24 protein-coding genes and 2 riboswitches are annotated in these 24,127 nt (G+C 73.8%); of the genes, 12 read left to right on the top strand and 12 right to left on the bottom strand.

The annotated features are described in order from the left end of the window. Positions 1-371 precede the first annotated feature (371 nt). The gene (locus ABTZ91_RS12245) at positions 372-722 is read right to left on the bottom strand and encodes a helix-turn-helix domain-containing protein (RefSeq protein ID WP_352077062.1); all 351 of its coding nucleotides are present in this window, start codon (positions 720-722) and stop codon (positions 372-374) included. A gap of 670 nt (positions 723-1,392) precedes the next feature. On the opposite strand from ABTZ91_RS12245, the gene ABTZ91_RS12240 reads away from it, so the two are divergent. The 3 genes from ABTZ91_RS12240 (at position 1,393) to ABTZ91_RS12230 (ending at position 2,458) form a co-directional block, all read left to right on the top strand. Next, positions 1,393-1,596: a cold-shock protein gene (locus ABTZ91_RS12240; RefSeq protein ID WP_352077061.1), complete on the top strand. Its 204-nt coding sequence runs from the start codon at positions 1,393-1,395 to the stop codon at positions 1,594-1,596. 216 nt (positions 1,597-1,812) lie between these two features. After that, entirely contained in the window at positions 1,813-2,136 is a 324-nt protein-coding gene (locus ABTZ91_RS12235; RefSeq protein ID WP_352077060.1) for a CBS domain-containing protein, read from the top strand. Positions 2,137-2,143: 7 nt separating this feature from the next. Continuing rightward, the gene (locus tag ABTZ91_RS12230; RefSeq protein WP_352077059.1) at positions 2,144-2,458 is read left to right on the top strand and encodes an SCO5918 family protein; all 315 of its coding nucleotides are present in this window, start codon (positions 2,144-2,146) and stop codon (positions 2,456-2,458) included. Between the two features lie 192 nt (positions 2,459-2,650). On the opposite strand, the gene ABTZ91_RS12225 is transcribed toward ABTZ91_RS12230, so the two are convergent. Next, positions 2,651-3,010, bottom strand: coding sequence for a hypothetical protein (locus ABTZ91_RS12225; protein ID WP_345487026.1), 360 nt, complete (start codon positions 3,008-3,010; stop codon positions 2,651-2,653). Positions 3,011-3,262: 252 nt separating this feature from the next. Between ABTZ91_RS12225 and ABTZ91_RS12220 the strand changes: the two genes are divergently transcribed. From ABTZ91_RS12220 to ABTZ91_RS12210, 3 genes are all read left to right on the top strand, one after another. Next, on the top strand, positions 3,263-3,655 hold the full coding sequence (locus ABTZ91_RS12220; protein ID WP_352077058.1) for a MerR family transcriptional regulator: 393 nt from the start codon (positions 3,263-3,265) through the stop codon (positions 3,653-3,655). A 211-nt stretch (positions 3,656-3,866) separates the two neighbouring features. Further along, on the top strand, positions 3,867-5,522 hold the full coding sequence (locus ABTZ91_RS12215) for a glycosyltransferase (protein WP_352077057.1): 1,656 nt from the start codon (positions 3,867-3,869) through the stop codon (positions 5,520-5,522). Positions 5,523-5,574: 52 nt separating this feature from the next. Then, entirely contained in the window at positions 5,575-6,558 is a 984-nt protein-coding gene (locus ABTZ91_RS12210) for a D-2-hydroxyacid dehydrogenase family protein (RefSeq protein ID WP_352077056.1), read from the top strand. A 116-nt stretch (positions 6,559-6,674) separates the two neighbouring features. Here the strand turns inward: ABTZ91_RS12210 and ABTZ91_RS12205 are convergent, their stop codons facing one another. Then, complete coding sequence (locus ABTZ91_RS12205) at positions 6,675-7,484, bottom strand: CbtA family protein (protein ID WP_352077055.1); 810 nt, start codon at positions 7,482-7,484, stop codon at positions 6,675-6,677. A 104-nt stretch (positions 7,485-7,588) separates the two neighbouring features. Beyond that, entirely contained in the window at positions 7,589-7,819 is a 231-nt protein-coding gene (locus tag ABTZ91_RS12200) for a CbtB-domain containing protein (RefSeq protein WP_352077054.1), read from the bottom strand. Between the two features lie 58 nt (positions 7,820-7,877). Then, positions 7,878-7,962: riboswitch (cobalamin riboswitch) on the bottom strand. A 162-nt stretch (positions 7,963-8,124) separates the two neighbouring features. Here ABTZ91_RS12200 and ABTZ91_RS12195 point away from each other — a divergent pair. Beyond that, entirely contained in the window at positions 8,125-8,676 is a 552-nt protein-coding gene (locus tag ABTZ91_RS12195) for a histidine phosphatase family protein (RefSeq protein WP_352077053.1), read from the top strand. 37 nt (positions 8,677-8,713) lie between these two features. Here the strand turns inward: ABTZ91_RS12195 and ABTZ91_RS12190 are convergent, their stop codons facing one another. The 4 genes from ABTZ91_RS12190 to cobN all read right to left on the bottom strand — a co-directional run bounded on the left by ABTZ91_RS12190 (position 8,714) and on the right by cobN (position 14,210). Then, a complete protein-coding gene (locus tag ABTZ91_RS12190; RefSeq protein ID WP_352077052.1) occupies positions 8,714-9,070 on the bottom strand; it encodes a GntR family transcriptional regulator in 357 nt (118 codons plus the stop codon). Positions 9,071-9,072: 2 nt separating this feature from the next. Continuing rightward, a complete protein-coding gene (locus ABTZ91_RS12185) occupies positions 9,073-10,062 on the bottom strand; it encodes a hypothetical protein (RefSeq protein WP_352077051.1) in 990 nt (329 codons plus the stop codon). 157 nt (positions 10,063-10,219) lie between these two features. Continuing rightward, positions 10,220-10,540: a hypothetical protein gene (locus tag ABTZ91_RS12180; protein WP_352077050.1), complete on the bottom strand. Its 321-nt coding sequence runs from the start codon at positions 10,538-10,540 to the stop codon at positions 10,220-10,222. 52 nt (positions 10,541-10,592) lie between these two features. After that, positions 10,593-14,210, bottom strand: coding sequence for a cobaltochelatase subunit CobN (cobN, locus tag ABTZ91_RS12175; RefSeq protein WP_352077049.1), 3,618 nt, complete (start codon positions 14,208-14,210; stop codon positions 10,593-10,595). 58 nt (positions 14,211-14,268) lie between these two features. Continuing rightward, positions 14,269-14,364: riboswitch (cobalamin riboswitch) on the bottom strand. A gap of 127 nt (positions 14,365-14,491) precedes the next feature. On the opposite strand from cobN, the gene ABTZ91_RS12170 reads away from it, so the two are divergent. The 3 genes from ABTZ91_RS12170 to cobJ are packed head-to-tail and all read left to right on the top strand — an operon-like array spanning position 14,492 to position 18,356. After that, the gene (locus ABTZ91_RS12170) at positions 14,492-16,207 is read left to right on the top strand and encodes a cobalamin biosynthesis protein CobG (protein WP_352077048.1); all 1,716 of its coding nucleotides are present in this window, start codon (positions 14,492-14,494) and stop codon (positions 16,205-16,207) included. Beyond that, entirely contained in the window at positions 16,204-16,857 is a 654-nt protein-coding gene (locus ABTZ91_RS12165) for a precorrin-8X methylmutase (protein WP_352077047.1), read from the top strand. Before ABTZ91_RS12170 ends, ABTZ91_RS12165 begins: the two co-directional genes overlap by 4 nt. Next, positions 16,854-18,356, top strand: a complete 1,503-nt coding sequence (gene cobJ / locus ABTZ91_RS12160; RefSeq protein ID WP_352077046.1) for a precorrin-3B C(17)-methyltransferase — start codon at positions 16,854-16,856, stop codon at positions 18,354-18,356. Before ABTZ91_RS12165 ends, cobJ begins: the two co-directional genes overlap by 4 nt. Positions 18,357-18,378: 22 nt before the next feature. Here the strand turns inward: cobJ and ABTZ91_RS12155 are convergent, their stop codons facing one another. The 4 genes from ABTZ91_RS12155 to ABTZ91_RS12140 form a co-directional block, all read right to left on the bottom strand. Further along, positions 18,379-18,897 (bottom strand): hypothetical protein, encoded by a 519-nt coding sequence (locus tag ABTZ91_RS12155; RefSeq protein ID WP_352077045.1) that lies wholly within the window; start codon positions 18,895-18,897, stop codon positions 18,379-18,381. 47 nt (positions 18,898-18,944) lie between these two features. Next, positions 18,945-19,610 (bottom strand): hypothetical protein, encoded by a 666-nt coding sequence (locus ABTZ91_RS12150; protein ID WP_352077044.1) that lies wholly within the window; start codon positions 19,608-19,610, stop codon positions 18,945-18,947. A 163-nt stretch (positions 19,611-19,773) separates the two neighbouring features. Continuing rightward, the gene (locus tag ABTZ91_RS12145; RefSeq protein ID WP_352077043.1) at positions 19,774-21,387 is read right to left on the bottom strand and encodes a serine hydrolase; all 1,614 of its coding nucleotides are present in this window, start codon (positions 21,385-21,387) and stop codon (positions 19,774-19,776) included. Beyond that, positions 21,384-22,238 carry a cobalt-precorrin-6A reductase gene (locus tag ABTZ91_RS12140; protein ID WP_352077042.1) on the bottom strand — a complete coding sequence of 285 codons (855 nt, stop codon included), beginning with the start codon at positions 22,236-22,238 and terminating at the stop codon, positions 21,384-21,386. Before ABTZ91_RS12140 ends, ABTZ91_RS12145 begins: the two co-directional genes overlap by 4 nt. A gap of 21 nt (positions 22,239-22,259) precedes the next feature. Here ABTZ91_RS12140 and ABTZ91_RS12135 point away from each other — a divergent pair, with 21 nt between their 5' ends. Next, a complete protein-coding gene (locus ABTZ91_RS12135) occupies positions 22,260-23,402 on the top strand; it encodes a cobalt-precorrin-5B (C(1))-methyltransferase (protein ID WP_352077041.1) in 1,143 nt (380 codons plus the stop codon). A 166-nt stretch (positions 23,403-23,568) separates the two neighbouring features. Next, a complete protein-coding gene (locus ABTZ91_RS12130) occupies positions 23,569-24,126 on the top strand; it encodes a GNAT family protein (protein ID WP_352077040.1) in 558 nt (185 codons plus the stop codon). The last annotated feature ends 1 nt before the right edge of the window (position 24,127 follow it).

The raw sequence follows: 24,127 nt of genomic DNA, 5'->3' as shown, positions 1-24,127 counted from the left end.
GAGGGAGAGTGATCACAGCCGCATGATCACGAACCGCGGTCCGCTCCCCCGCGCCCGACGGACCGATGGCCGGCCATTCCACACGACCGGGTGACGCCTCCGGCTTCCCGCCCCCCACTCCGAGGATCCCTGCTCTGCCGGCCCCCTCGCTCCGGCGGGCGAAAGGCCCGGGTCGGTGCCCCGGGCCTTCGTCGTGCGTGCGGTCTTACGGTCGTACGGGCTCCCGGCCCGGTCTGCCCGGCCCGGCCTCCCCGGCCCGGTCTGCCGCCAGGTCCGCCGGTCGGGTGCGCCGGTCGGGGCCGCCGGTCAGGTGGGCCGGTCGCGTGCGCCGGTCGGGGCCGCCGGTCAGGTGGGCCGGTCGCGTGCGCCGGTCAGGTGGGGGTGGCGGCCGGGGACTGGGGGCCGCGGGCCTCGGTGCGGAGCTGCTCGTTGATGCGGCGGGCCTCTTCGAGCTGGTCCTCCAGGATGACGATCCGGCAGGCCGCCTCGATGGGCGTGCCCTGGTCGACGAGCTCACGGGCGCGGGCGGCGACGCGCAGCTGGTAGCGGGAGTAGCGCCGGTGGCCCCCCGCGGAGCGCAGCGGGGTGATCAGGCGGTGGTCGCCGAGGGCGCGGAGGAAGGCGGCGGTGGTGCCCAGCATCTCGGCGGCCCGGCCCATCGTGTAGGCGGGGTAGTCGTCGTCGTCGAGGTTGTCGGCGGGGCGGGAACTGCCAGGGGGCATAGACCTCTTCTTTCGGGAACGCGTCGGGGGGCCCGGGTGCCGTGACGGCACCCGGGCCCCGAGCTTTCAACACCATCTGCCGGCAGACTGCGCCGGCCTTCTGTGTCCGCACGTGCCGCCCGACGGGCGGGACTGCGGGGATCGCGGATGCGTGACCGGGGACCACCTTCCCCTCGGGGGCTGGCCTGCGGTACCCGGGCGGACTGCTTCCTCGCCCGGGCGATCCTGACGGTGCTCTGCTCCTTACCTTCGGTTGCGTGTTGCCTGGTACTGCCTACTGCTTCGGTACTGCTCGCACGGCAGGTCGTCTCTGCCGTGCCCACGTGACTTCTGGGGTACGTCCACGACAGTAGCGCCACGACGGGCGAATGTCTACCGTCGCCACGACAGGTTTTCTCCACGGCTCGCCAGCAGGTTTCTGCCCCACGCGCATCCGCAGCCCCCACCCCCGCGGCATGAGAATTCAAAGGACCGCGCGGTAAGGCTTTTTACCGTGGAAAAAGAGCGGCGCAATTCTCCCGACATCGGCCGCCGCGGCGTGCTAGTCTCGATTTCAGTTGCAGTTGTGGTTCCCAAAAACTTGTAGTCCGGTCACGCCGGCGGGGTAATCATCACGGCGACACGGCGTCCGCACGGTGCGGACGTCGATGAGCCCCAAAGGAGATATGACATGGCTACTGGCACCGTGAAGTGGTTCAACGCGGAAAAGGGCTTCGGCTTCATCGAGCAGGACGGTGGCGGCCCCGACGTGTTCGCCCACTACTCGAACATCGCCGCCCAGGGCTTCCGTGAGCTGCAGGAAGGCCAGAAGGTGAACTTCGACATCGCGCAGGGCCAGAAGGGCCCGACGGCCGAGAACATCGTTTCCGCCTGATCTGCCGCGCACGACGTAGCTGGGGCCCGCATCCTTCGGGGTGCGGGCCCCAGCTGCACGTCCCCACTCCGCACGCCCTCCTCATTTCGTCGCCGTCCGGCGAATCGCTTTCACGCAGCACCGTTCGACGACGTCTTGAAATTCCCCTCACCGCTCGTTCGCCGCGGGAATTCCCTGATGTGTGCCGTATCCGCGCCGTATCAAGGAAGGCTCCGCATGAACAGCACCCAAACGGCTGAAAGCCACGTCACCGACGAGGCCGAAACACACGTCTGGGACGACATGACCGTCGAAGTGGCCCTGGCCGTCATGACGAGCGCCCGCGCCGGGCACCTGATCGTCCGCGACGGCGACGGCCGGCGCACCGGCCTCGTCACGCAGGCCCAGCTCACCGGCTTCCGGGCCAGCTCCGCGTACACCGACCGGGTACGGCTGCGCGACCTTTCCCGCCCCCACAGGGGTCTGCCGCGCTCCGGGCGTCCCCAGCCCACCGCCGCACCCGCGTCACCGCCGAACCCGTTTTCTCTCTTCCCTCTGTGAGGTCCCTATGCGCTGCGTCATCGCCCGCTTCCCGTTCGAGCTGACGAAGAACGGTGTCCTGGAGACGATGAAGGGCATCAAGCCCGAACCCGTCACCGGCGAGTCGGTGCTCATCGGTCGCCGCGAGTACCCCGTCAAGCAGGTCGGCGCGGTCATCACGCGCCAGGACCGGCGCGACTTCACCGCCCACGAGGTCGTCCGGGCCATGACGAAGCTCGGCTTCACCTGCCGTGCCGCCGGCACGGAGACGGCTCCGCCCGCCACCGGCCTCAGCCCGGTGCAGCAGGCGTCCGCCCTGCTCGGCACGCCCACGGCCATCTGACCGCCGTACGGACACACCACCGCGGACACACCAGCGCGGACGCACACGCGCGGCACACCACCGCGGACGCACCAGCGCGCGTCGCACGTGTAAGGAAGGGCCCGACCGGTACGCACCGGCCGGGCCCTTCTCGTGTCTCGTGTCCTGTCGAGGACCTGTCTCGGACCTGTCTTGTACGCGTCGCGTACCTGGTCAGTGGTCGGAGTAGCTGAAGTCCCCCACCGTCCAGGCGCTGACGTCGGCGATGGCCACGCGGTACATCCCGCCCGTCTCCGGGATGCCCACCGTGCCCTGGATGATCCGGGCGACGTGGAAGTGCAGATGGGTCGGCGGCCCGTCGTTCCGCGACGGCTTCTCGAAGGCGCCGGCGAACTCGCCCAGGCGGGTCGAGTCCGTCAGGACCTCCGTCACCCGCTGCCGCCACACCGCTTCGGGAGCCAGGCGCCCCGTGATGACGGCCCCGCCGGTGATGACGGTCAGGGACATCTGATTGCTCTGCCCGGACTCGACCGTTGCGGCGATGTCCACGAGCAGTTCGTCAGGCTTCGGCATGGGAGCCGATTGTATTCGCCCGGCCGTCCGGCCGTCTTCAGCACCGGCGTCCGACCGTCCTCGGCACCGGCGTCCGACCGCCCCCGCGCGGCCGGACGGGGCGCCACGGGCGGGGAAGCAGTACCGGCGGCGCGGATCTCGGCATTACCCTCGGTGATGCGTCGGAACGCCGGCGCGTGCGCTGTGCCAGGCCGCCCGCCCCCGTTCGCGGTACCTCTTCGGGGCCCCTACGCGTCCTCCAGAGAGGTGAGAATGACAGCAGACGATCCCATCGGCCGTCTCGAAGACGACGACTACCCCGCCTACACGATGGGCCGCGCCGCCGAGATGCTCGGCACGACGCCCGGCTTCCTCCGCGCCCTCGGGGAAGCCCGGCTGATCACCCCGCTCCGTTCGCAGGGCGGCCACCGCCGCTACTCCCGCTACCAGCTGCGCATCGCCGCCCGCGCCCGCGAGCTCGTCGACCAGGGCACGCCCATCGAGGCCGCCTGCCGCATCATCATCCTGGAGGACCAGCTCCAGGAAGCGCAGCGCATCAACGCCGAGTACCGCCGCGCGGCGGGCGAACCGCAGCCGCCGGCCGCCGATCGACCGGATCAAGCGGACCGAGCGGACCGAGCGGACCGAGCGGACCGAGCGGGCTGAGGAGACCGGGCCCGCCGAGCGGGCTCAGGGACGAGCGGACGGGCGACGGGCCGAGGGCCGACGGGCCCACGGGCCGCGCCGGTGCGCCCCCGTGGCGCCCCCTCGCGCCCCGTACGGCGGTGCCTCGCGGCGCCCGTGTTACCGGGCGGGCGATACGATGCGCCATCGCGACCGGCCCTTTTCACAAGATCTGCATGGGGGATTCCGAAAGATGAACGTCCCGCGTACGCCCACGGTCTCGCTCGTCGTCCCCGTCTACAACTCGATGCCGTACCTGGAGCTCACCCTCCAGTCCATCGAGCAGCAGACCATCGGCATGGACGCCCTCGAGATCGTCGCCGTCGACGACGGCAGCACCGACGGCAGCGGGGAGCTGCTCGACGCGTGGGCCGAGCGGTACCCCGAGTCCATGAAGGTCGTGCACCAGGAGGCGTCCGGCGGCCCGAGCCGGCCGCGGAACGTCGGTCTCGACCACGCCACCGGCACGTACGTGTTCTTCGTCGACGGTGACGACGCCCTCGGGCCCGAGGCGCTGGAGCGGCTGGTCGCGATGGCCGAGAAGAACGGCTCGGACACCGTCCTCGCCAAGCTGATCGGCGTCGGGCGGCGCGTGCCGAAGCAGGTCTTCGCCAAGAACGTGGACAAGGTCGACCTCTCCAAGGGAGACGCCTACTACACGCTCATGCCGTTCAAGCTGTTCCGGCGCGAGATGATCGAGAAGCACTCCATCCGCTTCCCGGAGCACATGCGGATCAGCGAGGACCAGTACTTCGTCGCCCAGGCCTATCTGCACAGCAAGGTCATCTCGACCGTCGGCGACTACGACTGCTACTACGTCGTCAAGCGGGGCGACGAGGGCAACATCACCGCGAACGGCATCGACTTCACCGTGGCCCTGGAGCAGGCCGACGAGATGGTCAGGCTCGTCACCGGACTCACCGAGCCGGGCCCGCTGCGCGACCACCTGGTCGGCCGTCACGTCAACGTCGAGATGATCCGGCGCTTCGACCAGCGCTTCCTCGACGCCGACCACGATGAGCGGAAGCGCATGGTCGAACTGGCCCGCCCGTACGCGCAGAAGTGGATCAGCCCCGCGATCCTCGCCAAGATGCCGGTGAACGAGAAGCTCGTCGCCCACTGTCTGCGCGAGGGCCTCGTCGACGAGCTCGCCGAGGTCGTCGCGTGGCAGCTGGCCGGCCGGCCCGGCAAGGCGCTGGTCCGCGCCGGCCGGGTGTACGCCACCCCGCCGTTCCCGGCCGCCGACTCCGCCGTGTTCGAGGAGCTGTGCGACATCACCTCGGCGGTGACCGGCGTCAGCCCGCGCCGCCGCGTCGACCGGCTCGCCTGGCGCGGCACGGTCCTGGAACTGGCCGGTTACGGCTACCTCGACCAGGTCGACACCGACGACCTGGTCACCGAGGTGGTCCTGAAGCACGCCGGCACCGGCCGCGAGGTCGCCGTCACCGCCGAGCAGGTGCCCTCGCCGCACCTCACCGTCAGCCGCGGCAAGGAGACGTACGACTACGGGCGGGCCTGCTTCCGGGCCTCCGTCGACCTGGCCACCGCCGACAACGGCGCCGCCCTCCCCAAGGGCGACTGGCACCTCTCCCTGCGCTGCTCGGCCAAGGGCCTGACCGCGACCGGCGGGCTCGGCACCGCGCTGGGCGGCAAGGTCAGCAAGCGGGCCGACGAGCACGCCGTGTCCCTGCCCGGGGCCGGCAAGAAGCTGCACACCGTGCGGGTCGGGCCCAAGGACGGCAAGCTGCTGCTCCAGCTCAAGCCGGCGCCCTCGGCGGTCTCCGCGTACGCCGTCAGCCTCGGCTGGAAGGCGGCCCGCGCGGTCAAGGCCCGCATCAACTGGAAGTAGCCCCAGGGGGCCGGTCTGCGGCTCGTGCCCGGCGTACGCGATCATGCGGTCCATGAACCAGACCGCACCGGCGCTGCGCTGCGCGATCCTCGACGACTACCAGGGCGTCGCCCTCTCCTCGGCCGACTGGAGCCGGCTCGACGGCCGGGTCGAGGTGCGCGTGCTGCGTGAGCACCTCACCGGCCGGGAGGAGCTGGTCGCCGCCGTCGAGGACTGCGAGATCCTCGTCGTGATGCGCGAGCGCACCCCGCTCGACGCGGACCTGCTGGCCCGCCTCCCCCGGCTCCGGCTGATCGTCACCTCCGGGATGCGCAACGCGTCCGTCGACGTGGCGGCGGCCCGGGCGCGGGGCGTCACCGTGTGCGGTACGGAGAGCAGTCCGGTGCCGCCGACCGAGCTGACCTGGGCGCTGATCCTGGGCCTTGCCCGGCAGGTGCACGTCGAGGGGCGGGCGATGCGGGAGGGCGGGCCGTGGCAGTCGACGGTCGGCATGGATCTCGCGGGCCGCACGCTCGGGCTCGTCGGCCTCGGCAAGATCGGCGGCCGGGTGGCCCGGATCGGTCTCGCCTTCGGCATGGACGTGGTCGCCTGGAGCCCCAACCTGACGGACGAGCGGGCCGCCGAGCACGGCGTACGGCGGGCGGCGAGCCTTCCCGGTCTCCTCGGCGCCAGTGACGTCGTCTCCCTGCACCTGGTGCTCTCCGACCGCACCCGCGGCCTGCTCGGCGAGCCGGAGCTGCGGGCGATGCGCCCGCACGCGTACCTGGTCAACACCTCCCGCGCCGGGCTCGTCGACGGCCCGGCGCTGCTGCGAGCGCTGCGGGAGGGGTGGATCGCGGGGGCGGGCCTGGACGTCTACGAGACGGAGCCGCTGCCGGCCGACGACCCGCTGCGGACCCTGCCGAACGTGCTCGCGCTGCCGCACCTCGGGTACGTGACGGAGGCCAACTACGCCCGCTACTTCGGGCAGGCCGTCGAGGACATCGAGGCGTTCCTCGCCGGGGCGCCCGTCCGCGAGCTCCGGCAGCCCTCCTGAAACCCAGCGGCCCCGTACACCACGGCAAGTGGTGTACGGGGCCGGTGAGGCGGTTGCCGCGGTTGCCGCAGTCGCGGCGGTCGCGGCGGTCGCGGCGGTTCGCGTACGGGCGGGGCTCAGGCGGCCGGGGCGGCCGCCCGGATCGCCTGCGCCGAGGCGGGCCCCGGTGCGAGCAGCCGCTGGGCGAGCAGCCCGAAGGCGAGTCCGAAGACCACCCACAGGGCCGCCTGGATGCCCAGGGTCGCGAGCCGGAACTCCCACAGGACGGCGGCCGGGAAGTCCGCGGCGACGGCGTCCCCGTTGCCGGGCAGGAACGCGCAGGCGATCGCGACCGCGGCGACGAAGCCCGCGCCCGCGACGACGGTCGCGTTCCAGTTGCCGAGGCGCGGGGCGAGCCGGCGGCCCGCGACGACCGCGGCGATGCCCAGCAGCACGCTGAGCAGGATCATCAGGAAGAAGAGCGTGGTGCGCTTCCCGATGGTGTCCGGGTTGCCGACGGCCGGAGGGGTCGCCGGGTACTTGAGGAACGGCACCAGATAGACCGTGGTGAAGGCCGCCGCCGCGACGAGCGCCGCGGTGGCCTTCGGGGTGAACCGGCCCAGCCGTCCCAGGACGAAGCAGAACGCCAGGGACGCGATGCCGCCGAGCGCGACGCCGTAGACGAGCACACCGGTGGCGAGCCCCGCCGTGGACTGGAGGTCCCGGCTGACGAGTTCGTCCTCGGCCTGCTCGCCCTCCCCGGCGCCGTGGCCCTCGCCGTGCCCCCCGCCGTGGCTGTGCGCCGCGGCGTGCTCCGCCTTCGCGGCGGCCTCCTCGACGGCGATCGAGGCGTTGACGGACGGCTCACCCACGACGTAGGCGACGGCGAAGGCGAACAGTCCGGCGATCAGTCCCGCGAGCATGCCGCGGACCAGGAGCTTTCCCACGAGCGAGCCCGTGGGAGCGGTCGGGGCGGCGGAGGGAGCGGATGGCGGCGATGGAGGGGATGGAGCAGAGGGTGCTGAAGGAGCGGACATGGTGCGGTCGCCCCTCAGTGGCAGGGGAAACCGAGCAGGTGGCGACCGTCGTGCACCCACTCGTGCACGCCCTCGCCCGCGAAGAGCGAGGTCGCCCCCTGCTCGGCACCGACGAAGTAGAGCGCGACGAGCGCCAGGATGCCGACGAAAGCCGCCCACGGCAGCACCGCGCGGACCGGCAGCGAGACCGGGGCGACGGACGACGGGGTGGACGTGACGGCGGGCGACGCAATGGCCTCGGCCATGGTGGAACCTCCTCGGGAACGCGCGTCCCATACGGTGGTGCGCGACGACGGTCGTCGGGTCTGACTCGCCCTCCCCGGCGTACCGTTGGGCACCGGGGGCGGCTCACAGTGGCGCGACCGTGCCGGACTTGCACCGGACTTCCGTCTCGCCGTCGTCGTTCTGTGGAAATGTCGACTGACCGTACCGCGCCGACCACTCCCCGCCAAGAGCGCCCGAAGCGCGGAACCGTGAAGTGAGGGATGAATCACCCATGGCCGTGCCCGTGCCCCCGTCCGCGCCCGGAACCGGATCCGGAACCGGGACCGTGCGTCTGTCCCTGATCGCCCCGGCCATGAACACCGCCCTGCGCGAGGCCCGGTTCGACGACGACGGGCCGCTGGAGCCCGTACGTGACCGGAAGGTGAGCCCGCTGTGTCCGGCGCGCCGGGTGCGGACCCTCCGGTCCCCCTCCAGGCGCTGCCGGGAGACGGCCGAGCTCCTGGGCCTGGCGGACGTGCCGGCCGAACCGGCCCTCGCGGGCTGTGCGATGGGCCGGTGGCGGGGCCGGAGCCTGGACGAACTGACCGCCGACGAACCGGAGTCGGTGGCCGCCTGGCTCTCCGACCCGGGCGCGGCACCGCACGGCGGCGAGTCGCTGCGGGAGCTGCGCGAGCGGGTGGCGGCCTGGATGGAGGCCCTGGAGCCGGGCACCGTCTTCGCCTTCGCCGAACCCGACGTGATCCGCGCGGCCGCCGCCCACGCCCTCGGCGCGCCCGAGGCGGTCTTCTGGCGCCTCGACGTGCGCCCGCTGGACCGCGTCGACCTGTCCGGCCGCTCGGGCCGCTGGAACCTGCGGCTCGGGGCGCCGATGCCGTAACAGGGCGCCACTCCCGTAACGCGGCCGCTGGGACCCCTCAGCCCAGTCCCGCCCGGGCCAGGTCCAGGAACTCCTCGTCCGTCAGGCCGAGGCGGCGGGCCTCGGCGGCGAGGGTGCGGAGGCTGTCGACGAGTCGGGCGCGGTCGGGGGCCTGGGCGCCCGGCACGATGACGGCGCCCCGGCCGCGGCGCAGCTCGATCAGGCCCTCCTCGCGCAGCCGTTGGTAGCCGCGCAGCACGGTGTGGACGTTCACGCCGAGGGAGTCGGCGAGTTCCCGTGCGGCCGGGAGGCGCTCGCCGGGTGTGGCGCTGCCGTCGGCGAGCGCGCCCCGGACGCAGGAGGCGATCTGGTCGCCGAGCGGCACGGAGGAGGCGGGGTCGACGCGGAAGAGCACGGTCAGATCCTCTCACCGGGCGCGGCGGGCGGGTGGTTCGCGCCGTCCGCGCGGGCCCGCTCGGCGAGGGTGTTCAGGAGGGCCGTGGCCGTCTCCGCGTCGGGGACGGTGACCGCGAACTCCCGGCCGTTGCCGCGGCGTACGACGAGGGCTTCGCCGGAGCGCAGGACGAGGCCGGTGCGGTGGGCGCGGACGCGGTAGCCCCAGCCGCCGAAGTCGGCGACCGGGTCGACGTGCCGGACCGTCGCCGAGACCACGTCGTCGAGCGGGATCCGCAGGCGCGGGCGGGGCAGCAGCGACGGCGTGACGGTGAGCCCGCGCCGGTCGACGGTGACCCGGACCCGGGACAGGGCGAGGCCGGGCACGCCGACGACCGGGCCGGCCGCCGCGATCAGCGTGTACGGCCAGGGCGCGAGGAACAGGGCGAGGAGGCCGCCGGCGAGGCCGGTGAGGAGGAAGGCGGCGGCGAGCGCGGTGAGCGGGCGGGAGCCGGTGGCGCGGGACCAGCCGGCGAGCTCGTGCGCGCCGAGCGCGAGGCGGGGTGCGCGCGGCTCGGCGGGCGGCGTCGCGGGCTCCGGTGGTACGAGCCGGGTGAGCGCCAGGCCGGTGAGGGCGGCGAGCCCGGCGGCGCCGGCCGCCAGGGAGAGGACGGCGAGCGGATAGCGGACCTCGGGTGCCTCGGCCGCGTCGAGGTTGCCGCGCAGCAGCAGGACGAGGAGTCCGCCGAGGAAGCCCGCGGTGGCCCAGGCGCCCCAGAGGGCCGCGCGGCGGATGAGCAGGGTCCAGCCGGTGCCGCAGGCGAGGAAGAGGGCGGAGCTGAGGGCGGTGTAGGCGGCCAGGCCGGTGAATCCGTCGGCCGTCCCGCCGTCGGCGGCGGCGAAGTGGGTGGCCAGGGGGTCCGGGAGGCGGTCGTGCCAGAGGGCGAGCAGGAGCAGGTGGACGGCGAGCGCGAGGAGGAACGGTGCGGCGGTGAGCGGACGGAGACGGTTCACGGAAAGCCCCCTTGGTTCTAGTTGTTAGCACTCTACTAGAACAATCGCGCTGTGCGTCAGCCCTGTGCGCGGTCATGGCCGTCGCGGCACACGAAAACGCGCCGGCCGCCGTCCGAAGACGGCGGCCGGCGCGAAGGACTCCTCGTGACGCCGGTGCCTACGACCTCTTCTTCTGCGGCGGCAGCGTCTTCTTCTCCCACACCGGGCGGCTGGGCTTGACGCCCGGGCGGGGCGGCGCGGTGGTCGGGCTGGTGGGGATGCCGGCGCTCGGCGTCGCTTCCGGCGCCGGAGTGGTCGCCGGAGTGGTCGCCGGAGTCGTCGGCGCGTTCGACGTGACGCGCGGCTTCGGCGCCTTGCCCCCGTCGCCGTCGCCCGAGCCGGAGCCCGAACAGGCCGCCAGGACCATGCCGAGGCCCAGCACCGTCGCCGCCATCACCGTTCCACGGGCACGCACGCCCACCACCCCACCCCAGGTCACGCCCGGATCGTAACCCAGTCGGCTCAGCTGCCTCGGTCGTCCGCGCCCCGGCTCAGTCGTCCGCGCCGTCCGCGCCGCCTTCGAGGTCGCCCTCCGTCTCCAGGAAGACCTGCCGCAGCGCGGCCAGGATCTCCGGGTCCGGCTTCTCCCACATGCCGCGGGACTCGGCCTCCAGGAGCCGCTCGGCGATGCCGTGCAGCGCCCACGGGTTGGCCTCCTTCAGGAAGGCCTGGTTCTCCGGGTCGAGGACATACGCCTCGGTCAGCTTGTCGTACATCCAGTCGGCGACCACGCCCGTCGTGGCGTCGTAACCGAAGAGGTAGTCGACCGTCGCCGCCAGCTCGAAGGCGCCCTTGTAGCCGTGGCGGCGCATCGCCTCGATCCAGCGGGGGTTCACCACGCGGGCGCGGAAGACGCGCGAGGTCTCCTCGACGAGCGTGCGGGTGCGGACCGTCTCCGGGCGGGTCGAGTCGCCGATGTACGCCTCCGGGGCCGTGCCCCGCAGCGCGCGCACGGTCGCCACCATGCCGCCGTGGTACTGGAAGTAGTCGTCGGAGTCGGCGATGTCGTGCTCGCGGGTGTCGGTGTTCTTCGCCGCGACCGCGATCCGCTTGTACGCGGTCTCCATCTCGGCGCGCGCCGGACGGCCCTCCAGGCCGCGGCCGTACGCGTAACCGCCCCACACCGTGTACACCTCGGCCAGGTCGGCGTCCGTGCGCCAGTCGCGCGAGTCGATCAGCTGGAGCAGACCCGCGCCGTACGTCCCCGGCCGGGAGCCGAAGATGCGGGTGGTGGCGCGCCGCTCGTCGCCGTGCTCGGCCAGGTCCGCCTGCGCGTGGGCCCGTACGAAGTTGTCCTCGGCCGACTCGTCCTCCAGCCCCGCGACCAGCCGGACGGCGTCGTCGAGCAGCCCGATGACGTGCGGGAACGCGTCGCGGAAGAAGCCGGAGACGCGCAGCGTCACGTCGATGCGCGGGCGGCCCAGCTCGGCGAGCGGGATGGGCTCCAGGCCGTTGACGCGGCGGGAGGCGTCGTCCCACAGCGGGCGGACGCCCAGCAGGGCGAGCGCCTCGGCGACGTCGTCGCCCGCGGTGCGCATCGCGCTCGTACCCCACAGGGACAGGCCGACGGAGGTCGGCCACTCGCCGTTGTCGGCGCGGTAGCGCTCCAGGAGGGAGTCGGCGAGCGCCTGGCCGGTCTCCCAGGCGAGGCGGGACGGCACGGCCTTGGGGTCGACCGAGTAGAAGTTGCGGCCGGTCGGCAGCACGTTGACCAGGCCCCGCAGCGGGGAGCCGGAGGGGCCGGCCGGGACGAAGCCGCCGTTCAGGGCGTGGACGGCGTGGGTGAGTTCGTCGGTGGTGGCGGCGAGGCGCGGCACGACCTGCTCGCAGGCGAAGCGCAGCACGGCCGCCACGTCCGGGCCGTGGTCGGCGGCGACGGTCTCGACAGCGTCCACGGACCAGTCGGCCGCCTCCATCGCCTCGACCAGCGCGCGCGCCGTCGCCTCGGCCTCGTCGGCGCCTGAGCGGGTGGCCGCCGACTCGTCGAGGCCCAGGGCCTCGCGCAGTCCGGGCAGGGCCTGCGTGCCGCCCCAGATCTGGCGGGCGCGCAGGATGGACAGGACCAGGTTCACCCGCTCGGGGCCGGTCGGGGCGCCGCCGAGGACGTGCAGACCGTCACGGATCTGGGCGTCCTTGACCTCGCACAGCCAGCCGTCGACGTGCAGCAGGAAGTCGTCGAAGCCGTCGTCGTCGGGCCGGTCCTGAAGGCCCAGGTCGTGGTCGAGCTTCGCGGCCTGGATCAGCGTCCAGATCTGGGCGCGGATCGCGGGCAGCTTCGACGGGTCCATGGAGCTGATCTGCGCGTACTCGTCGAGCAGCTGCTCCAGGCGGGTGATGTCGCCGTACGACTCGGCGCGGGCCATCGGCGGCACGAGGTGGTCGACGAGGGTGGCGTGGACCCGGCGCTTGGCCTGGGTGCCCTCGCCCGGGTCGTTGACCAGGAACGGGTAGACCAGCGGCAGGTCGCCGAGGGCCGCGTCCGGGCCGCAGGCGGCGGACAGGCCCGCGTTCTTGCCCGGCAGCCACTCCAGGTTGCCGTGCTTGCCCAGGTGCACCATGGCGTCGGCGCCGAAGCCGCCGTCCTCGGCGCGGGCGGCGATCCAGCGGTAGGCCGCCAGGTAGTGGTGGGACGGCGGCAGATCGGGGTCGTGGTAGATCGCGATCGGGTTCTCGCCGAAGCCGCGCGGCGGCTGGATGAGGATCAGCAGGTTCCCGCGCCGCAGCGCGGCGAGCACGATGTCGCCCTCGGGGTTGCGGGAGCGGTCCAGGAACATCTCGCCCGGCGGCGGGCCCCAGTGCTCCTCGACCTCGTCACGCAGCTCCTTCGGCAACCGCGCGTACCAGCGCTTGTAGTCGGCGGCCGGGATGCGGACCGGGTTGCGGGCCAGCTGCTCCTCGGTGAGCCAGTCCTGGTCGTGGCCGCCGGCCTCGATCAGGGCGTAGATCAGCTCGTCGCCGTCGCCGGACACCAGGCCGGGGATCTCGCCCTCCGGCCCGAAGTCGTAGCCCTCGGCGATGAGGCGCCTGAGGAGCGCGACGGCGGAGGCGGGGGTGTCCAGGCCGACGGCGTTGCCGATGCGGGAGTGCTTGGTGGGGTACGCGGAGAGGACGAGCGCGAGCTTCTTCTCGGCGTTCGGGATGTGCCGCAGGCGGGCGTGGCGGACGGCGATGCCGGCGACGCGGGCGGCGCGCTCGGCGTCGGCCACGTACGCCGGGAGGCCGTCCTCGTCGATCTCCTTGAAGGAGAACGGGACGGTGATGAGGCGGCCGTCGAACTCGGGGACGGCGACCTGGCTGGCGGCGTCCAGCGGGGAGAGGCCCTCGTCGTTCTCCTCCCACGCCGACCGGGAGCCGGTCAGGCACAGCGCCTGGAGGATCGGCACGTCGAGCGCGGCGAGCGCGCCCGCGTCCCAGGCCTCCTCGTCTCCGCCGGCCTGCGCCTCGGCGGGCTTGGTGCCGCCCGCGGCGAGGACCGTCGTCACGATCGCGTCGGCGCCGCGCAGGGCGTCGAGCAGCTCCGGCTCGGGAGCGCGCAGGGACGCCACGTACAGGGCCTTCGCCTGCCCGCCGGCCTCCTCGATCGCGTCGCACAGCGCGCCGACGAAGGCGGTGTTGCCGCTCATGTGGTGGGCGCGGTAGTAGAGCACGGCGACGACCGGGCCCTCGGTGACCTTGGGCGTGCGCTCCAGCGGGCCCCAGGTGGGGGCGGGCGCCGGGGCCTCGAAGCCGTGGCCGGTGAGCAGGACGGTGTCGGAGAGGAACCGGGCCAGCTGCTCCAGGTTGGCCGGGCCGCCGTGCGCGAGGTAGGCATGGGCCTCGGTGGCGACGCCGATGGGGACGGTGGACGTCTCCATCAGCTGGGCGTCGGGGGCCTGTTCGCCGCTGAGCACGACCACCGGCTTTCCGGCGGCGAGGACCGCGTCCAGGCCCTCCTCCCAGGACCGCAGACCGCCGAGGAGGCGTACGACGACGAGCTCGGCGCCGTCGAGGAGGCCCGGGAGGTCGTCGAGGGGGAGCCGGGCGGGGTTCGCGAACCGGTACGGGACCGGGCCACCGGCCGCGCGGGCGCTGAGCAGGTCGGTGTCGGAGTGCGACAGCAGCAGGAGCATGGCAGCTCGGGCCCTTCCTCGGGGTTGTCCGCGCCCCGGGTGGTCGTGTGGACGGCGGGAGTTCCTGGCTCACCGGTCCCGCGGGTCGCGCTGGCGCGCGGGCCGGACCGGCTCACAGTGGCGGGACCGCGCCGGATTCTCACCGGGCTTCCTCCCCGGGGCCCTGGGACCCCATGCCGGTCTGCATCCTAGATCGTGCGGTCGCCGGGCCGGAGGGGGCCGGGGAGTCGGCCGGATCACACCCGGTGGTCGGCCGGTTTCCCGTGGGTATGCTCGCCGCCATGCCGCCCACCCCACCCTCGACGCCCGAACCGGGCGAAGCTCGCATACGGGACCGTGGCGACGCCTGTCCGGGGGCCCTGCGCCTGCACCCCGCCGACGACGGCCGCCTCGCCCGACTGCGGCTGCCCGGCGGCCGATTGACGGTGCGTCAGGCCGAGGCGCTGGCCCTGGCGGCGGAGACCCTGGGCGACGGGCGGATCAGCATCACCTCACGCGGCAACGCCGAGCTGCGCGGCCTCGCCGACGACTGCGGCACCCGCCTCGCCGCCCTCCTCGACGACGCGGGCCTGCTGCCCTCCCCCAGCCACGAACGCGTCCGCAACATCGTCGCCTCCCCGGCCGCCGGCCTCGACGGACTGGGCCCCGGAGCGGCCCAGTTGTGGGCCCGCGCCCTGGACACCCTGCTCTGCGCGGAGCCCTGGACAGCGGCGCTTTCCGGCCGTTTCCTCTTCGTCCTGGACGACGGCCACGGGGACGTGGCGGGGCTCGGCGGGGATGTGACCTTGATCGCAGTGGGGGCGGGCGGGGCGCTGCCGCGCGACGGGGGGCAGGGCTTCCGGGGCGCGGGGGAGGACCTGCTGCACGCCGGCGGGCAGGACTTTTGGGTCGCCGGGGAGGACGCGGCGCGGGCCGCGCGCGCGGGGGCCGAGGCGGGCGGGGCGCTGCTGCACGCCGGGGGGCAGGGCTTCTGGGTCGCGGGGGAGGACGCCGCGCGGGCCGCGCTCGCCGGTGCCGAGGCGTTCCTGGCGGCGGCGGAAGCGGCCGGAAACGGGGCCTGGCGAGTGCGGGAGCTGCCCCCGGGGACGGCGCTCGACGTGGCCGGCGCGCTCGCACGCGCCGGCATCGCGGGGGAGCCCGTACCGGACGCGAGCCTCCCGCAGGGCGAACCGCCCGCGCCCGGGGTTCTCGGCGCCAACGGCCTGTACGTCCTCGCCCCCCTCGGCCGCCTCACCGCCGCCCAGCTGCGCGCCCTGGCCGCCGGAGCGGAGGAGCTGCGGTTCACGCCGTGGCGCGGGGTGGTCGTGGTGGAGGCGGCCCCGGGCGACGCCGACACCCGGGCCGAGGCCGGGCTCACGCCGTGGCGCGGGAGGGTCGTCGTGGAGGCGACCCCGCGCGACGCCGACGCCCAGGCCGAGACCGGCATGGGCCTCCAGGCGCCCCGCGAGGGCCACGGCCCGGAACAGCCCACCCTCACCCCCGGCGGGCCCGGACCGGCCCCCGCCGACCACCGGCCGGCCGACGCCCGCGACGGCCACGGCCCGGAACGGCCCGCCGGCCCGCCCGGCGGCACCGCTCCTTCCGCTGCCACTCCCGTCCCCGTGCCCGGCGCCGGCCACGGCCCGGAACAGCCCGCCCCCATCCCCACCCACGTCACCGTCACCGTCACCGGCGACGCCACCCCGCACGCCCGGCTCCGCCGACTCGCCGCGCTCGGGCTCGTCACGTCGCCCGCCGCACCCCTCGCCGGGGTCAGCGCCTGCACCGGGCGGCCCGGGTGCGGCAAGGCGCTGGCGGATGTGCGGGCCGACGCCGGGCGGGCGCCGGGCGGGGGGCTGCCGGTGCACTACTCGGGGTGCGAACGCCGCTGCGGGCACCCGCACGGCGCCTGGGTCGACGTCCTCGCCGTCGGCGACGGCGACTACCTGGTGGACGGCGCCCCCATCCCCCGTACCTCCCTGACCGAAGCAGTCGCCACTGCCCGCACCACGAGATGAGCGAGAGCAACAGGATGTTCGAGTACGAGAAGGACGGCGCGGAGATCTACCGCCGCTCCTTTGCCACGATCCGCGCCGAGGCGGACCTCGCGGGCCTGCCCGCCGACGTCGCCCAGGTCGCGGTGCGGATGATCCACGCCTGCGGCATGACCGACCTCGTCAAGGACGTCGCCCACTCCCCCGGTGTCGTGACCGCCGCCCGCGCCGCGCTGCGCGCCGGTGCGCCCATCCTGTGCGACGCACAGATGGTCGCCAGCGGCGTCACCCGCAAGCGGCTGCCCGCCGACAACGACGTGCTGTGCACCCTGTCCGACCCGTCCGTGCCCGCCCTCGCCGTCGAGCTCGGCACCACCCGCTCGGCCGCGGCCCTGGAGCTGTGGCGGGACCGTCTCGAGGGCTCCGTGGTCGCCATCGGCAACGCGCCGACGGCGCTGTTCCACCTCCTGGAGATGATCGCGAAGGGGGCGGGCAGGCCCGCCGCCGTCCTCGGCATACCGGTCGGCTTCATCGGCGCGGCCGAGTCCAAGGACGCCCTCGCGGAGAACACCCTCGGCCTCGACTACCTCGTCGTCCGGGGCAGGCGCGGCGGCAGCGCGATGACCGCCGCCGCCATCAACGCGATAGCGCACGAAGCGGAGATCCAGGCATGAGCGGCACCACCACCGGCAGGCTCTACGGCGTCGGGCTCGGCCCCGGCGACCCGAACCTCATGACCGTGGCGGCCGTCCGCGCCATCGCCGAGGCCGACGTGATCGCGTACCACTCGGCGCGCCACGGCCGGTCCATCGCCCGGTCCATCGCCGCCGAGCACATCCGCGAGGACCACATCGAGGAGCGGCTGATGTACCCGCTCACGGTGGAGACCACCGACCACCCCGGCGGCTACCGGGGTGCGCTCGACGACTTCTACGAGGAGGCGTCGGCCCGGCTCGCCGCCCACCTGGACGCGGGCCGCACCGTCGCCGTGCTCGCGGAGGGCGACCCGCTGTTCTACGGCTCGTACCAGCACATGCACAAGCGGCTCGCCCACCGCTACGAGACGACCGTGATCCCCGGCGTCACGTCGGTCAGCGCCGCCGCGGCCCGCCTCGGTGAGCCGCTGTGCGAGGCGGAGGAAGTGCTCACGATCATCCCCGGCACGCTGCCGGAGGACGAGCTGACCGCCCGTCTCGCGGCCACCGACTCGGCGGTCGTGATGAAGCTCGGCCGCACCTTCCCGACCGTGCGGCGCGCCATGGAGCGGGCGGGGCGCCTGGAGGACGCGCGGTACGTGGAGCGGGCGTTCATGCCGGGCGAGCGGACGGACGCGCTGTCCGAGGTGGACCCGTCGACCGTGCCGTACTTCTCGGTGGCCGTCCTGCCCTCCCGTATCGACGCGGTCGCCCCCGAGTCGCGGGAGACGGTCGGCGAGGTCGTGGTGGTCGGCACCGGACCGGCGGGGGCGCCCTGGCTGACCCCGGAGTCGCGGGGCGCGCTGGTCAACGCCGACGACCTCGTCGGCTACACCACGTACCTGGACCGGGTGCCGGTGCTGCGGGCCGGTCAGCGGCGGCACGGCTCCGACAACAAGGTGGAGTCGGAGCGGGCGGAGTTCGCCCTCGACCTGGCCCGGCGCGGGCGGCGGGTCGCCGTCGTGTCGGGCGGCGACCCGGGCGTGTTCGCCATGGCGACGGCCGTCCTGGAGGTGGCGTCGGAGGAGCGGTACGCGGACGTGCCGGTGCGGGTCCTGCCGGGCGTGACCGCCGCGAACGCGGCCGCCGCCGCGGCGGGCGCCCCCCTCGGCCACGACTACGCCACCATCTCGCTCTCCGACCGGCTCAAGCCCTGGGAGGTCATCGCCACCCGCGTGCGCGCCGCCGCCGAAGCCGACCTGGTCCTCGCGATCTACAACCCGGGCTCCCGCTCCCGCACCCACCAGGTGGCCGCGGCCCGCGACCTCCTCCTGGAGATCCGCTCCCCCGACACCCCGGTGGTCGTCGCCCGCGACGTCGGCGGCCCCGAGCAGTCGGTCCGGGTCCTCACCCTGAAGACCCTGGACCCGACCGAGGTCGACATGCGCACCCTCCTCCTCATCGGCTCCTCCCAGACCCGCGTCACGGAACGCGCCGACGGCCGGACGATCGCGTGGACCCCGCGGCGCTACGGCTGACGCCGCGGGCCGGACGCGCCCGTCAGAACTCCTGCTGCTCGACGCCGGGCGGCAGGAGGCAGGGCGTATGGACGATGAGAGTGATCAGCTCGTCGTCCAGGTCCCCGGCACTGACGAAGAAGCGCTCCTTCGGCTGCTTGGCATCCACCAGGTTCGCGGGGTCCATCGTCGGATCGGATCGATAGCCGACGATCTCGAAGCCGCGTTTCTCGAGCTCTTCCCTGATCGCGCGGATTCCGGCCGCCTGCCGGGCCCTGGGCAGCTTCGCACGGGCGTCGTACATCAAGACGAACCGGCCGTCGTCGGCCGACTCACCGTTCCTCCCGGAACAGTCGTGGAAATTCGCCTGCCGGTCCGCCGGGATGATCTCCGCCTCGGCGGTGCGGGCCATGGACTCGGTCCAGTGCTTGGCCCAGGCCTCGGCCTTCTCCTTGCTCATCCGGGGCAAGGGCTCGTTCTTGCCGGCGTCGGACATGCAGCCTCCCAGCAGGAGGACGAGCGTCGGTACGAGGGCGAGCGAGGCCCTGCGGAACGGGGGCATGGCCCGGCACTCCTTCAGTCATGGGCGAGGGGTGTAAACCGATGCCCTCAGAGCTCCTGCTGCTCGACACCCGGCGGCAGGAGGCAGGGGATGTCCACGCTGAGGCTGATCAGCTCGTCCGACACGTCTCCCGCGCTCACGTACTGGCGGTCATTCGGGTGTTCGGCCTGGACGAGATAGCGGCCCCGCGCGGCCGATGCGTCACTGACGGACCCGACGATCCTGAACCCCTGGGCCTTGAGCTCGGTTGTGATGGCCCGAATGCCCTCTTCCTGTTCCGCCTGAGGAAGCTTGGCTCGGACGTTGTACATCAGCGTGAACCGGCCGTCGTCCGCCGACTCACCGTTCTTTCCCAAGCAGTCGGTGAAGTTCGCCTGATGCGTCGCCGGTACGATCTCCGCCTTCGCGGTACGGGCCATCGATTCGGTCCAGTGTTCGGCCCATGCCTGGGCCTTCTCCCGGCTCTTCCTGGGCAGCGGATCGTTCTTGCCGTCATCGGAGACACAGCCTCCCAGCAGGAGGACGAGCGTCGGTACGAGGACCGGCGCAGCCCCCCTGAACGGAACCACAGACCTGGCCCACCTTCTGGTCACGTCCGGTCTCCCCTCGCCGACCGCCGTGCGTAACGGCCCTCTCAGGTCCGTCGCCAAGGTGTCGGCGGCGCCGGCCGAAGCCCGTAACTCCTCCGGCGAGATGTTGAGATCCCACCCCATGTGTACCCCCCGTGCACACGTGACCTGCAATGGCAGAGGGAGACTAGCGCGCCCTCGCCCCCGCGTGATCGAAAGCAAAGCGCAGAGCCGCGCTTTCCAGCCATGGTTCGGGATGGCCCTCCTCCACCGCGTTCGCGATCGCACCCACCTGTCCGCCGTCCCGCTACCTCCCGGCGCCGCGGGCGAACGTCCCCAGGCCCTCCCTGTCCAGGTACTCGACGGTGAAGGACCTGCCGTCCGGGGTGAAGGTGACGCCGGTGCGGCCGACGGCGTTCTCGCCGGTGGTCTCGAAGCTGAAGGTGTCGCCCGCGTAGTGCGTGAGGCGGTACGTCCGGGGCTCCGGGCCCAGGTGGAGGGTCAGGGCGCCGTCCGGGCCGGCGGTGATCCGGGCGGGGCCGTAGTAGGCGTTGGCGAAGGTGCCGGTGTAGGTGGCGGTGGGCTTCGCCGGTGGGGCGTCGCGGGGTGGGCGGGTGTAGTCGGTCGTCGACCGGGCCTCGTTCTCCTGCTGCCGGTAGAGGGCGTCCACGAGGGGGAGCCAGTCGCGGCTGACCTCGCCGGTCTGGGCGATGTCGAAGAAGTCGAGGGCGACGGCGTCGGCGACGCCCGCCGGTGCGGCGTTGGTGAGGACGACGATGCCGAGCTGTTCCCCGGGCAGCAACGTGACGTTGGTGTGCGCGCCCTGCGCGAACGCTCCGGTGTGGGAGAGCTTGAGCCTGCCCTCGTCGTCGTAACTCACGTTCCAGCCCAGGCCGTAGAAGCCGGTGTGGCCGGCCGGGGCGCGGGGCGGGCTGGCGACGGACTCGGGCCAGTGGGTGCGCTGCAGGGCCTCGGCGTCGATGATCTTCCGGCCGTCGAGGGTGCCGTTCGCGAGCTGCAGCCGCAGCCAGGTCGCCATGTCGCGGGCGGTGGAGCTGACGCCGCCGGCCGGCGACTGGGCGTCGGGGTCCCGGACGTACCGCGCCTGCCAGGCGCCGCCGGCCTTGACGTGGCCCCAGGCCCGGTCGGTGGCCTTGGCGAAGTCCTCGAAGCGGGAGCTGGTGGAGTCCATGCCGGCCGGCTCGTAGAGGACGTCCTCGGCGAGCTTCTCCCAGGGCACGCCCTTCTCGTCGGCGACGGCCTCGGCGGCCGCCGTCAGGCCGAAGTTGGTGTAGGCGTAGCTCGCGCGGAACGGTGCCAGCGGCTCGTGGCGCAGGTGGGACAGGATGTACGCCCGGTCGTAGCCGAGGTCTTCGAGCAGGTCCCCGGCGTGGTCGGGCAGGCCGCTGCGGTGCGCGAACAGGTCGGCGACCGTCACGTGGGAGGTGACCCACGGGTCCGCCAGGCGGAAGCCCGGCAGGTGCGGCGCGACGGGCCTGTTCCAGCCCTCGGTGCCCACGGCGCCGGACACGACCGTGGAGGCGATCGGCTTGGAGACGGACGCGAGCTGGAAGACGGTGTCGGCGCCGACGGCGGCCTTCTCGCCGGCCTTCCGCACGCCGTACCCCTTGAGGTGGAGCACCTTTCCGTCGTGGACGACGGCCACGGCCACGCCGGGCACGCCCGTGCGTTTCATGGCCGCCTGGACCACCCCGTCGAGCCGGTCGACGGCCCGCCGGACCTCCGCGTCGTCGAGCTCGGGCGGCGGCTGGGCCGGTGGCGGCGTGGGCCCGGGGGTGGCGGACGGGGGAACGGCGGAGGGAATGGCGGCGGGAGCGGCGGAGGAAGCGGCGGGAGCGACCGCCGTGGCGCCGAGCAGCGCCGTCAGCCCCGCCGCGGCAAGCCGTCGAACGGTCCTCATTCCTCCATTGAACGGCCCCCGACGGTGCCTGTCGCGCGCAGCCAGGCCGCTGCCTCCTCGGGGGTCGAGGCCGTCGGCACCCCCTCCGGTACGGGCGGGCGGCGGACGATCACGACCGGGAGGCCGGCCTCGCGGGCGGCGGCCAGCTTGGGGGCGGTGGCGGCGGCGCCGCTGTCCTTCGTCACCAGGACGTCGAGGCGGTGGCGGGCGATCAGTTCCCGCTCCCCCTCCAGCGTGAACGGCCCCCGGTCCAGGAGGACTTCCATCCGGGCCGGCATCGGCGGCTCGGGCGCGTCCACGGAGCGGACCAGGAACCACTCGGGCCGCCCCGCGAAGGCCGCGAGGCCCATCCGGCCGGTGGTGAGGAACACCCGGTCGACCCGGTCGCCGAGGCCGTCGAGGGCCGCCGCGGCCTCGTCGAGGGACGCCACCTCGTGCCAGTCGTCGCCCTCGACCGGGACCCAGCCGGGGCGGCGCAGCGCCAGCAGGGGAACATGGGCGGTGGCGGCCGCCCGGGCCGCGTTGAAACTGATCCGCTCCGCGAAGGGATGGGTGGCGTCGATGACCGCGTCCACGGCGTGCTCCCGCAGCCACGCGGCGAGCCCCTCCGCGCCGCCGAAGCCGCCGATCCGCACCTCACCCACCGGCAGCCGGGGCGCGGCGACCCGCCCGGCGAGCGAGCTGGTGACGCGAAGCCCGGGGTGCGGCAGGTCGGCGGGCGGCAGGCCGGGGTGCGGCAGGTCGGCGGGCGGCAGGCCGGGGTGCGGCGGCCCGGAGTGCAGCAGCCCGGAGTGCAGCAGCCCGGCCAGGGCGCGGGCCTCGGTCGTCCCGCCGAGGATGAGTACGTGCATGGGGATCCTGGGAGTCCGTTCATGAGTTCCGGCGGGCGTGCGGCCCAACTCAAGCACACCGGTCTGCGGCCCGGCTGGACGACCGGTGCCTGCGCGACGGCGGCGACGACCGCCGCGTACACGGCGCTGCTCACCGGCGAGTTCCCGGACCCGGTGACGATCACGCTGCCCAAGGGCCAGACGCCGGCCTTCGCGCTCGCGGCGGAGGAGCTGGGGCCGTCGGGCGCCGCCATGGCCGCCGTCGTGAAGGACGCGGGCGACGACCCCGACGTCACGCACGGGGCGCTGATCCGCTCGACGGTACGGCTCCTGCCGGCCGGCTCCGGTGTGGTGTTCCGGGCCGGCGAGGGCGTGGGTACGGTCACCCTGCCCGGACTGCCGCTGGAGGTGGGCGAGCCGGCGATCAACCCGGTTCCCCGGCAGATGATGCGCGCGCACGTGGCACAGGTCGCGGCGGCGCACGGCGCCACGGGCGACGTGGAGATCACGATTTCCGTCGACAACGGCGCCGAGATCGCCCGCTCCACCTGGAACCCCCGGATCGGCATCCTCGGCGGCCTGTCCATCCTCGGCACCACCGGCGTCGTCGTCCCCTACTCCTGCTCCGCGTGGATCGACTCCATCCGTCGCGGCGTCGACGTGGCCCGCGCCGCCGGCCTCGCCCACGTCGCCGGCTGCACCGGCTCCACCTCCGAGCGGACGGTGACCGAGCTGTACGACCTGCCGGAGATCGCCCTGCTCGACATGGGCGATTTCGCGGGCGCCGTCCTCAAGTACGTCCGCCGCCACCCCGTGGACCGGCTCACGATCTGCGGCGGCTTCGCGAAACTCTCCAAACTGGCCGCCGGCCACCTGGACCTGCACTCCGCCCGTTCCCAGGTCGACAAGACCTTCCTCGCCGAGCTTGCCCGCACGGGCGGCGCGTCCGCGTCACTGGCGGAGGAGATCGCCGCCGCCAACACGGGCCTCGCCGCCCTCCGCCTCTGCGAGACCGCCGGCGTCCCCCTCGGCGACCTCGTCGCCGCCCGCGCCCGCGACGAGGCCCTGTCGGTGCTGCGGGGCGCGCCGGTGGCCGTGGACGTGGTGTGCATCGACCGGGCGGGGGTCGTGGTGGGGCGCTCGGCGGTGGCGGGGCCGGGCCGTAACGCGGTCGCGGGTCCTTAACGCGGTGGCGGAGCCGTACAGGACGGTCGCGGGACCGCCGCGCGGTTGACACGGAGGGCGGTCGCGGGCCCGTGACCCGGTGGCCACGCCGTACACGGAGCCGTACAGCGGTGGCGGGCCGTAAAACGGCACGACAAGCCGGCTGCCCCGCCCCGACAATCTCCCGATGGCCGACTTCTCCCACAAGCCCACCCTCACCGGCGACCTCGTCGTCCTCCGCCCCGTCACCGAGGACGACGTCCCCGCGCTCCTGCCGATGTTCGAGGACCCCGAGATCGCCCGCCTGACCGGCTGCCACACCGGCTTCGACGAGCCGGCGCTGCGCCAGTGGTACGGGTCGCGGGGCGCCCAGGCCGACCGGCTGGACCTGGCGGTGGTGGAGCGGGCGACGGGGCGGGTGGTGGGCGAGGCCGTGCTCAACGAGTGGGACCCCGACAACGAGAGCTGCGCCTTCCGGATCTGCTTCACCCCGGCCGGCATCGGCCGCGGCCTCGGCACGGAGGCGACCCGCCTGATCGTCGGCCACGCCTTCGAGGCCGTCGGCCTCCACCGCGTGTGGCTGGAGGTCTACGCCTTCAACCCGCGCGCCCGCCGCGCCTACGAGAAGGCCGGCTTCCGCGCGGAGGGCACCCTGCGGGGGGCGCTGCTGTGGGAGGGCGAGCGGGTGGACGCGACGGTGATGGCGGTGCTGGCGCCGGAGTGGGCGGCCCGGAGCGGGTCCTGAT

Origin of the sequence: Streptomyces sp. NPDC126499, assembly GCF_040302485.1 — a bacterium.
Classification (GTDB): domain Bacteria; phylum Actinomycetota; class Actinomycetes; order Streptomycetales; family Streptomycetaceae; genus Streptomyces.
This window is presented reverse-complemented; position numbering and strand designations above follow the sequence as displayed.

What these genes read in the sequence shown, in the direction of transcription:
- ABTZ91_RS12225 (WP_345487026.1), bottom strand. Translation starts at nt 3,010, where the DNA reads ATGCCGAAGCCTGACGAACTGCTCGTGGACATCGCCGCAACGGTCGAG.
- cobN (WP_352077049.1), bottom strand. Translation starts at nt 14,210, where the DNA reads ATGCTCCTGCTGCTGTCGCACTCCGACACCGACCTGCTCAGCGCCCGC.
- ABTZ91_RS12150 (WP_352077044.1), bottom strand. Translation starts at nt 19,610, where the DNA reads ATGGGGTGGGATCTCAACATCTCGCCGGAGGAGTTACGGGCTTCGGCC.
- cobJ (WP_352077046.1), top strand. Translation starts at nt 16,854, where the DNA reads ATGAGCGGCACCACCACCGGCAGGCTCTACGGCGTCGGGCTCGGCCCC.
- ABTZ91_RS12215 (WP_352077057.1), top strand. Translation starts at nt 3,867, where the DNA reads ATGAACGTCCCGCGTACGCCCACGGTCTCGCTCGTCGTCCCCGTCTAC.
- ABTZ91_RS12200 (WP_352077054.1), bottom strand. Translation starts at nt 7,819, where the DNA reads ATGGCCGAGGCCATTGCGTCGCCCGCCGTCACGTCCACCCCGTCGTCC.
- ABTZ91_RS12245 (WP_352077062.1), bottom strand. Translation starts at nt 722, where the DNA reads ATGCCCCCTGGCAGTTCCCGCCCCGCCGACAACCTCGACGACGACGAC.
- ABTZ91_RS12135 (WP_352077041.1), top strand. Translation starts at nt 22,260, where the DNA reads ATGAGTTCCGGCGGGCGTGCGGCCCAACTCAAGCACACCGGTCTGCGG.
- ABTZ91_RS12130 (WP_352077040.1), top strand. Translation starts at nt 23,569, where the DNA reads ATGGCCGACTTCTCCCACAAGCCCACCCTCACCGGCGACCTCGTCGTC.
- ABTZ91_RS12210 (WP_352077056.1), top strand. Translation starts at nt 5,575, where the DNA reads ATGAACCAGACCGCACCGGCGCTGCGCTGCGCGATCCTCGACGACTAC.
- ABTZ91_RS12170 (WP_352077048.1), top strand. Translation starts at nt 14,492, where the DNA reads ATGCCGCCCACCCCACCCTCGACGCCCGAACCGGGCGAAGCTCGCATA.
- ABTZ91_RS12145 (WP_352077043.1), bottom strand. Translation starts at nt 21,387, where the DNA reads ATGAGGACCGTTCGACGGCTTGCCGCGGCGGGGCTGACGGCGCTGCTC.
- ABTZ91_RS12155 (WP_352077045.1), bottom strand. Translation starts at nt 18,897, where the DNA reads ATGCCCCCGTTCCGCAGGGCCTCGCTCGCCCTCGTACCGACGCTCGTC.
- ABTZ91_RS12165 (WP_352077047.1), top strand. Translation starts at nt 16,204, where the DNA reads ATGAGCGAGAGCAACAGGATGTTCGAGTACGAGAAGGACGGCGCGGAG.
- ABTZ91_RS12235 (WP_352077060.1), top strand. Translation starts at nt 1,813, where the DNA reads ATGAACAGCACCCAAACGGCTGAAAGCCACGTCACCGACGAGGCCGAA.
- ABTZ91_RS12240 (WP_352077061.1), top strand. Translation starts at nt 1,393, where the DNA reads ATGGCTACTGGCACCGTGAAGTGGTTCAACGCGGAAAAGGGCTTCGGC.
- ABTZ91_RS12230 (WP_352077059.1), top strand. Translation starts at nt 2,144, where the DNA reads ATGCGCTGCGTCATCGCCCGCTTCCCGTTCGAGCTGACGAAGAACGGT.
- ABTZ91_RS12140 (WP_352077042.1), bottom strand. Translation starts at nt 22,238, where the DNA reads ATGCACGTACTCATCCTCGGCGGGACGACCGAGGCCCGCGCCCTGGCC.
- ABTZ91_RS12220 (WP_352077058.1), top strand. Translation starts at nt 3,263, where the DNA reads ATGACAGCAGACGATCCCATCGGCCGTCTCGAAGACGACGACTACCCC.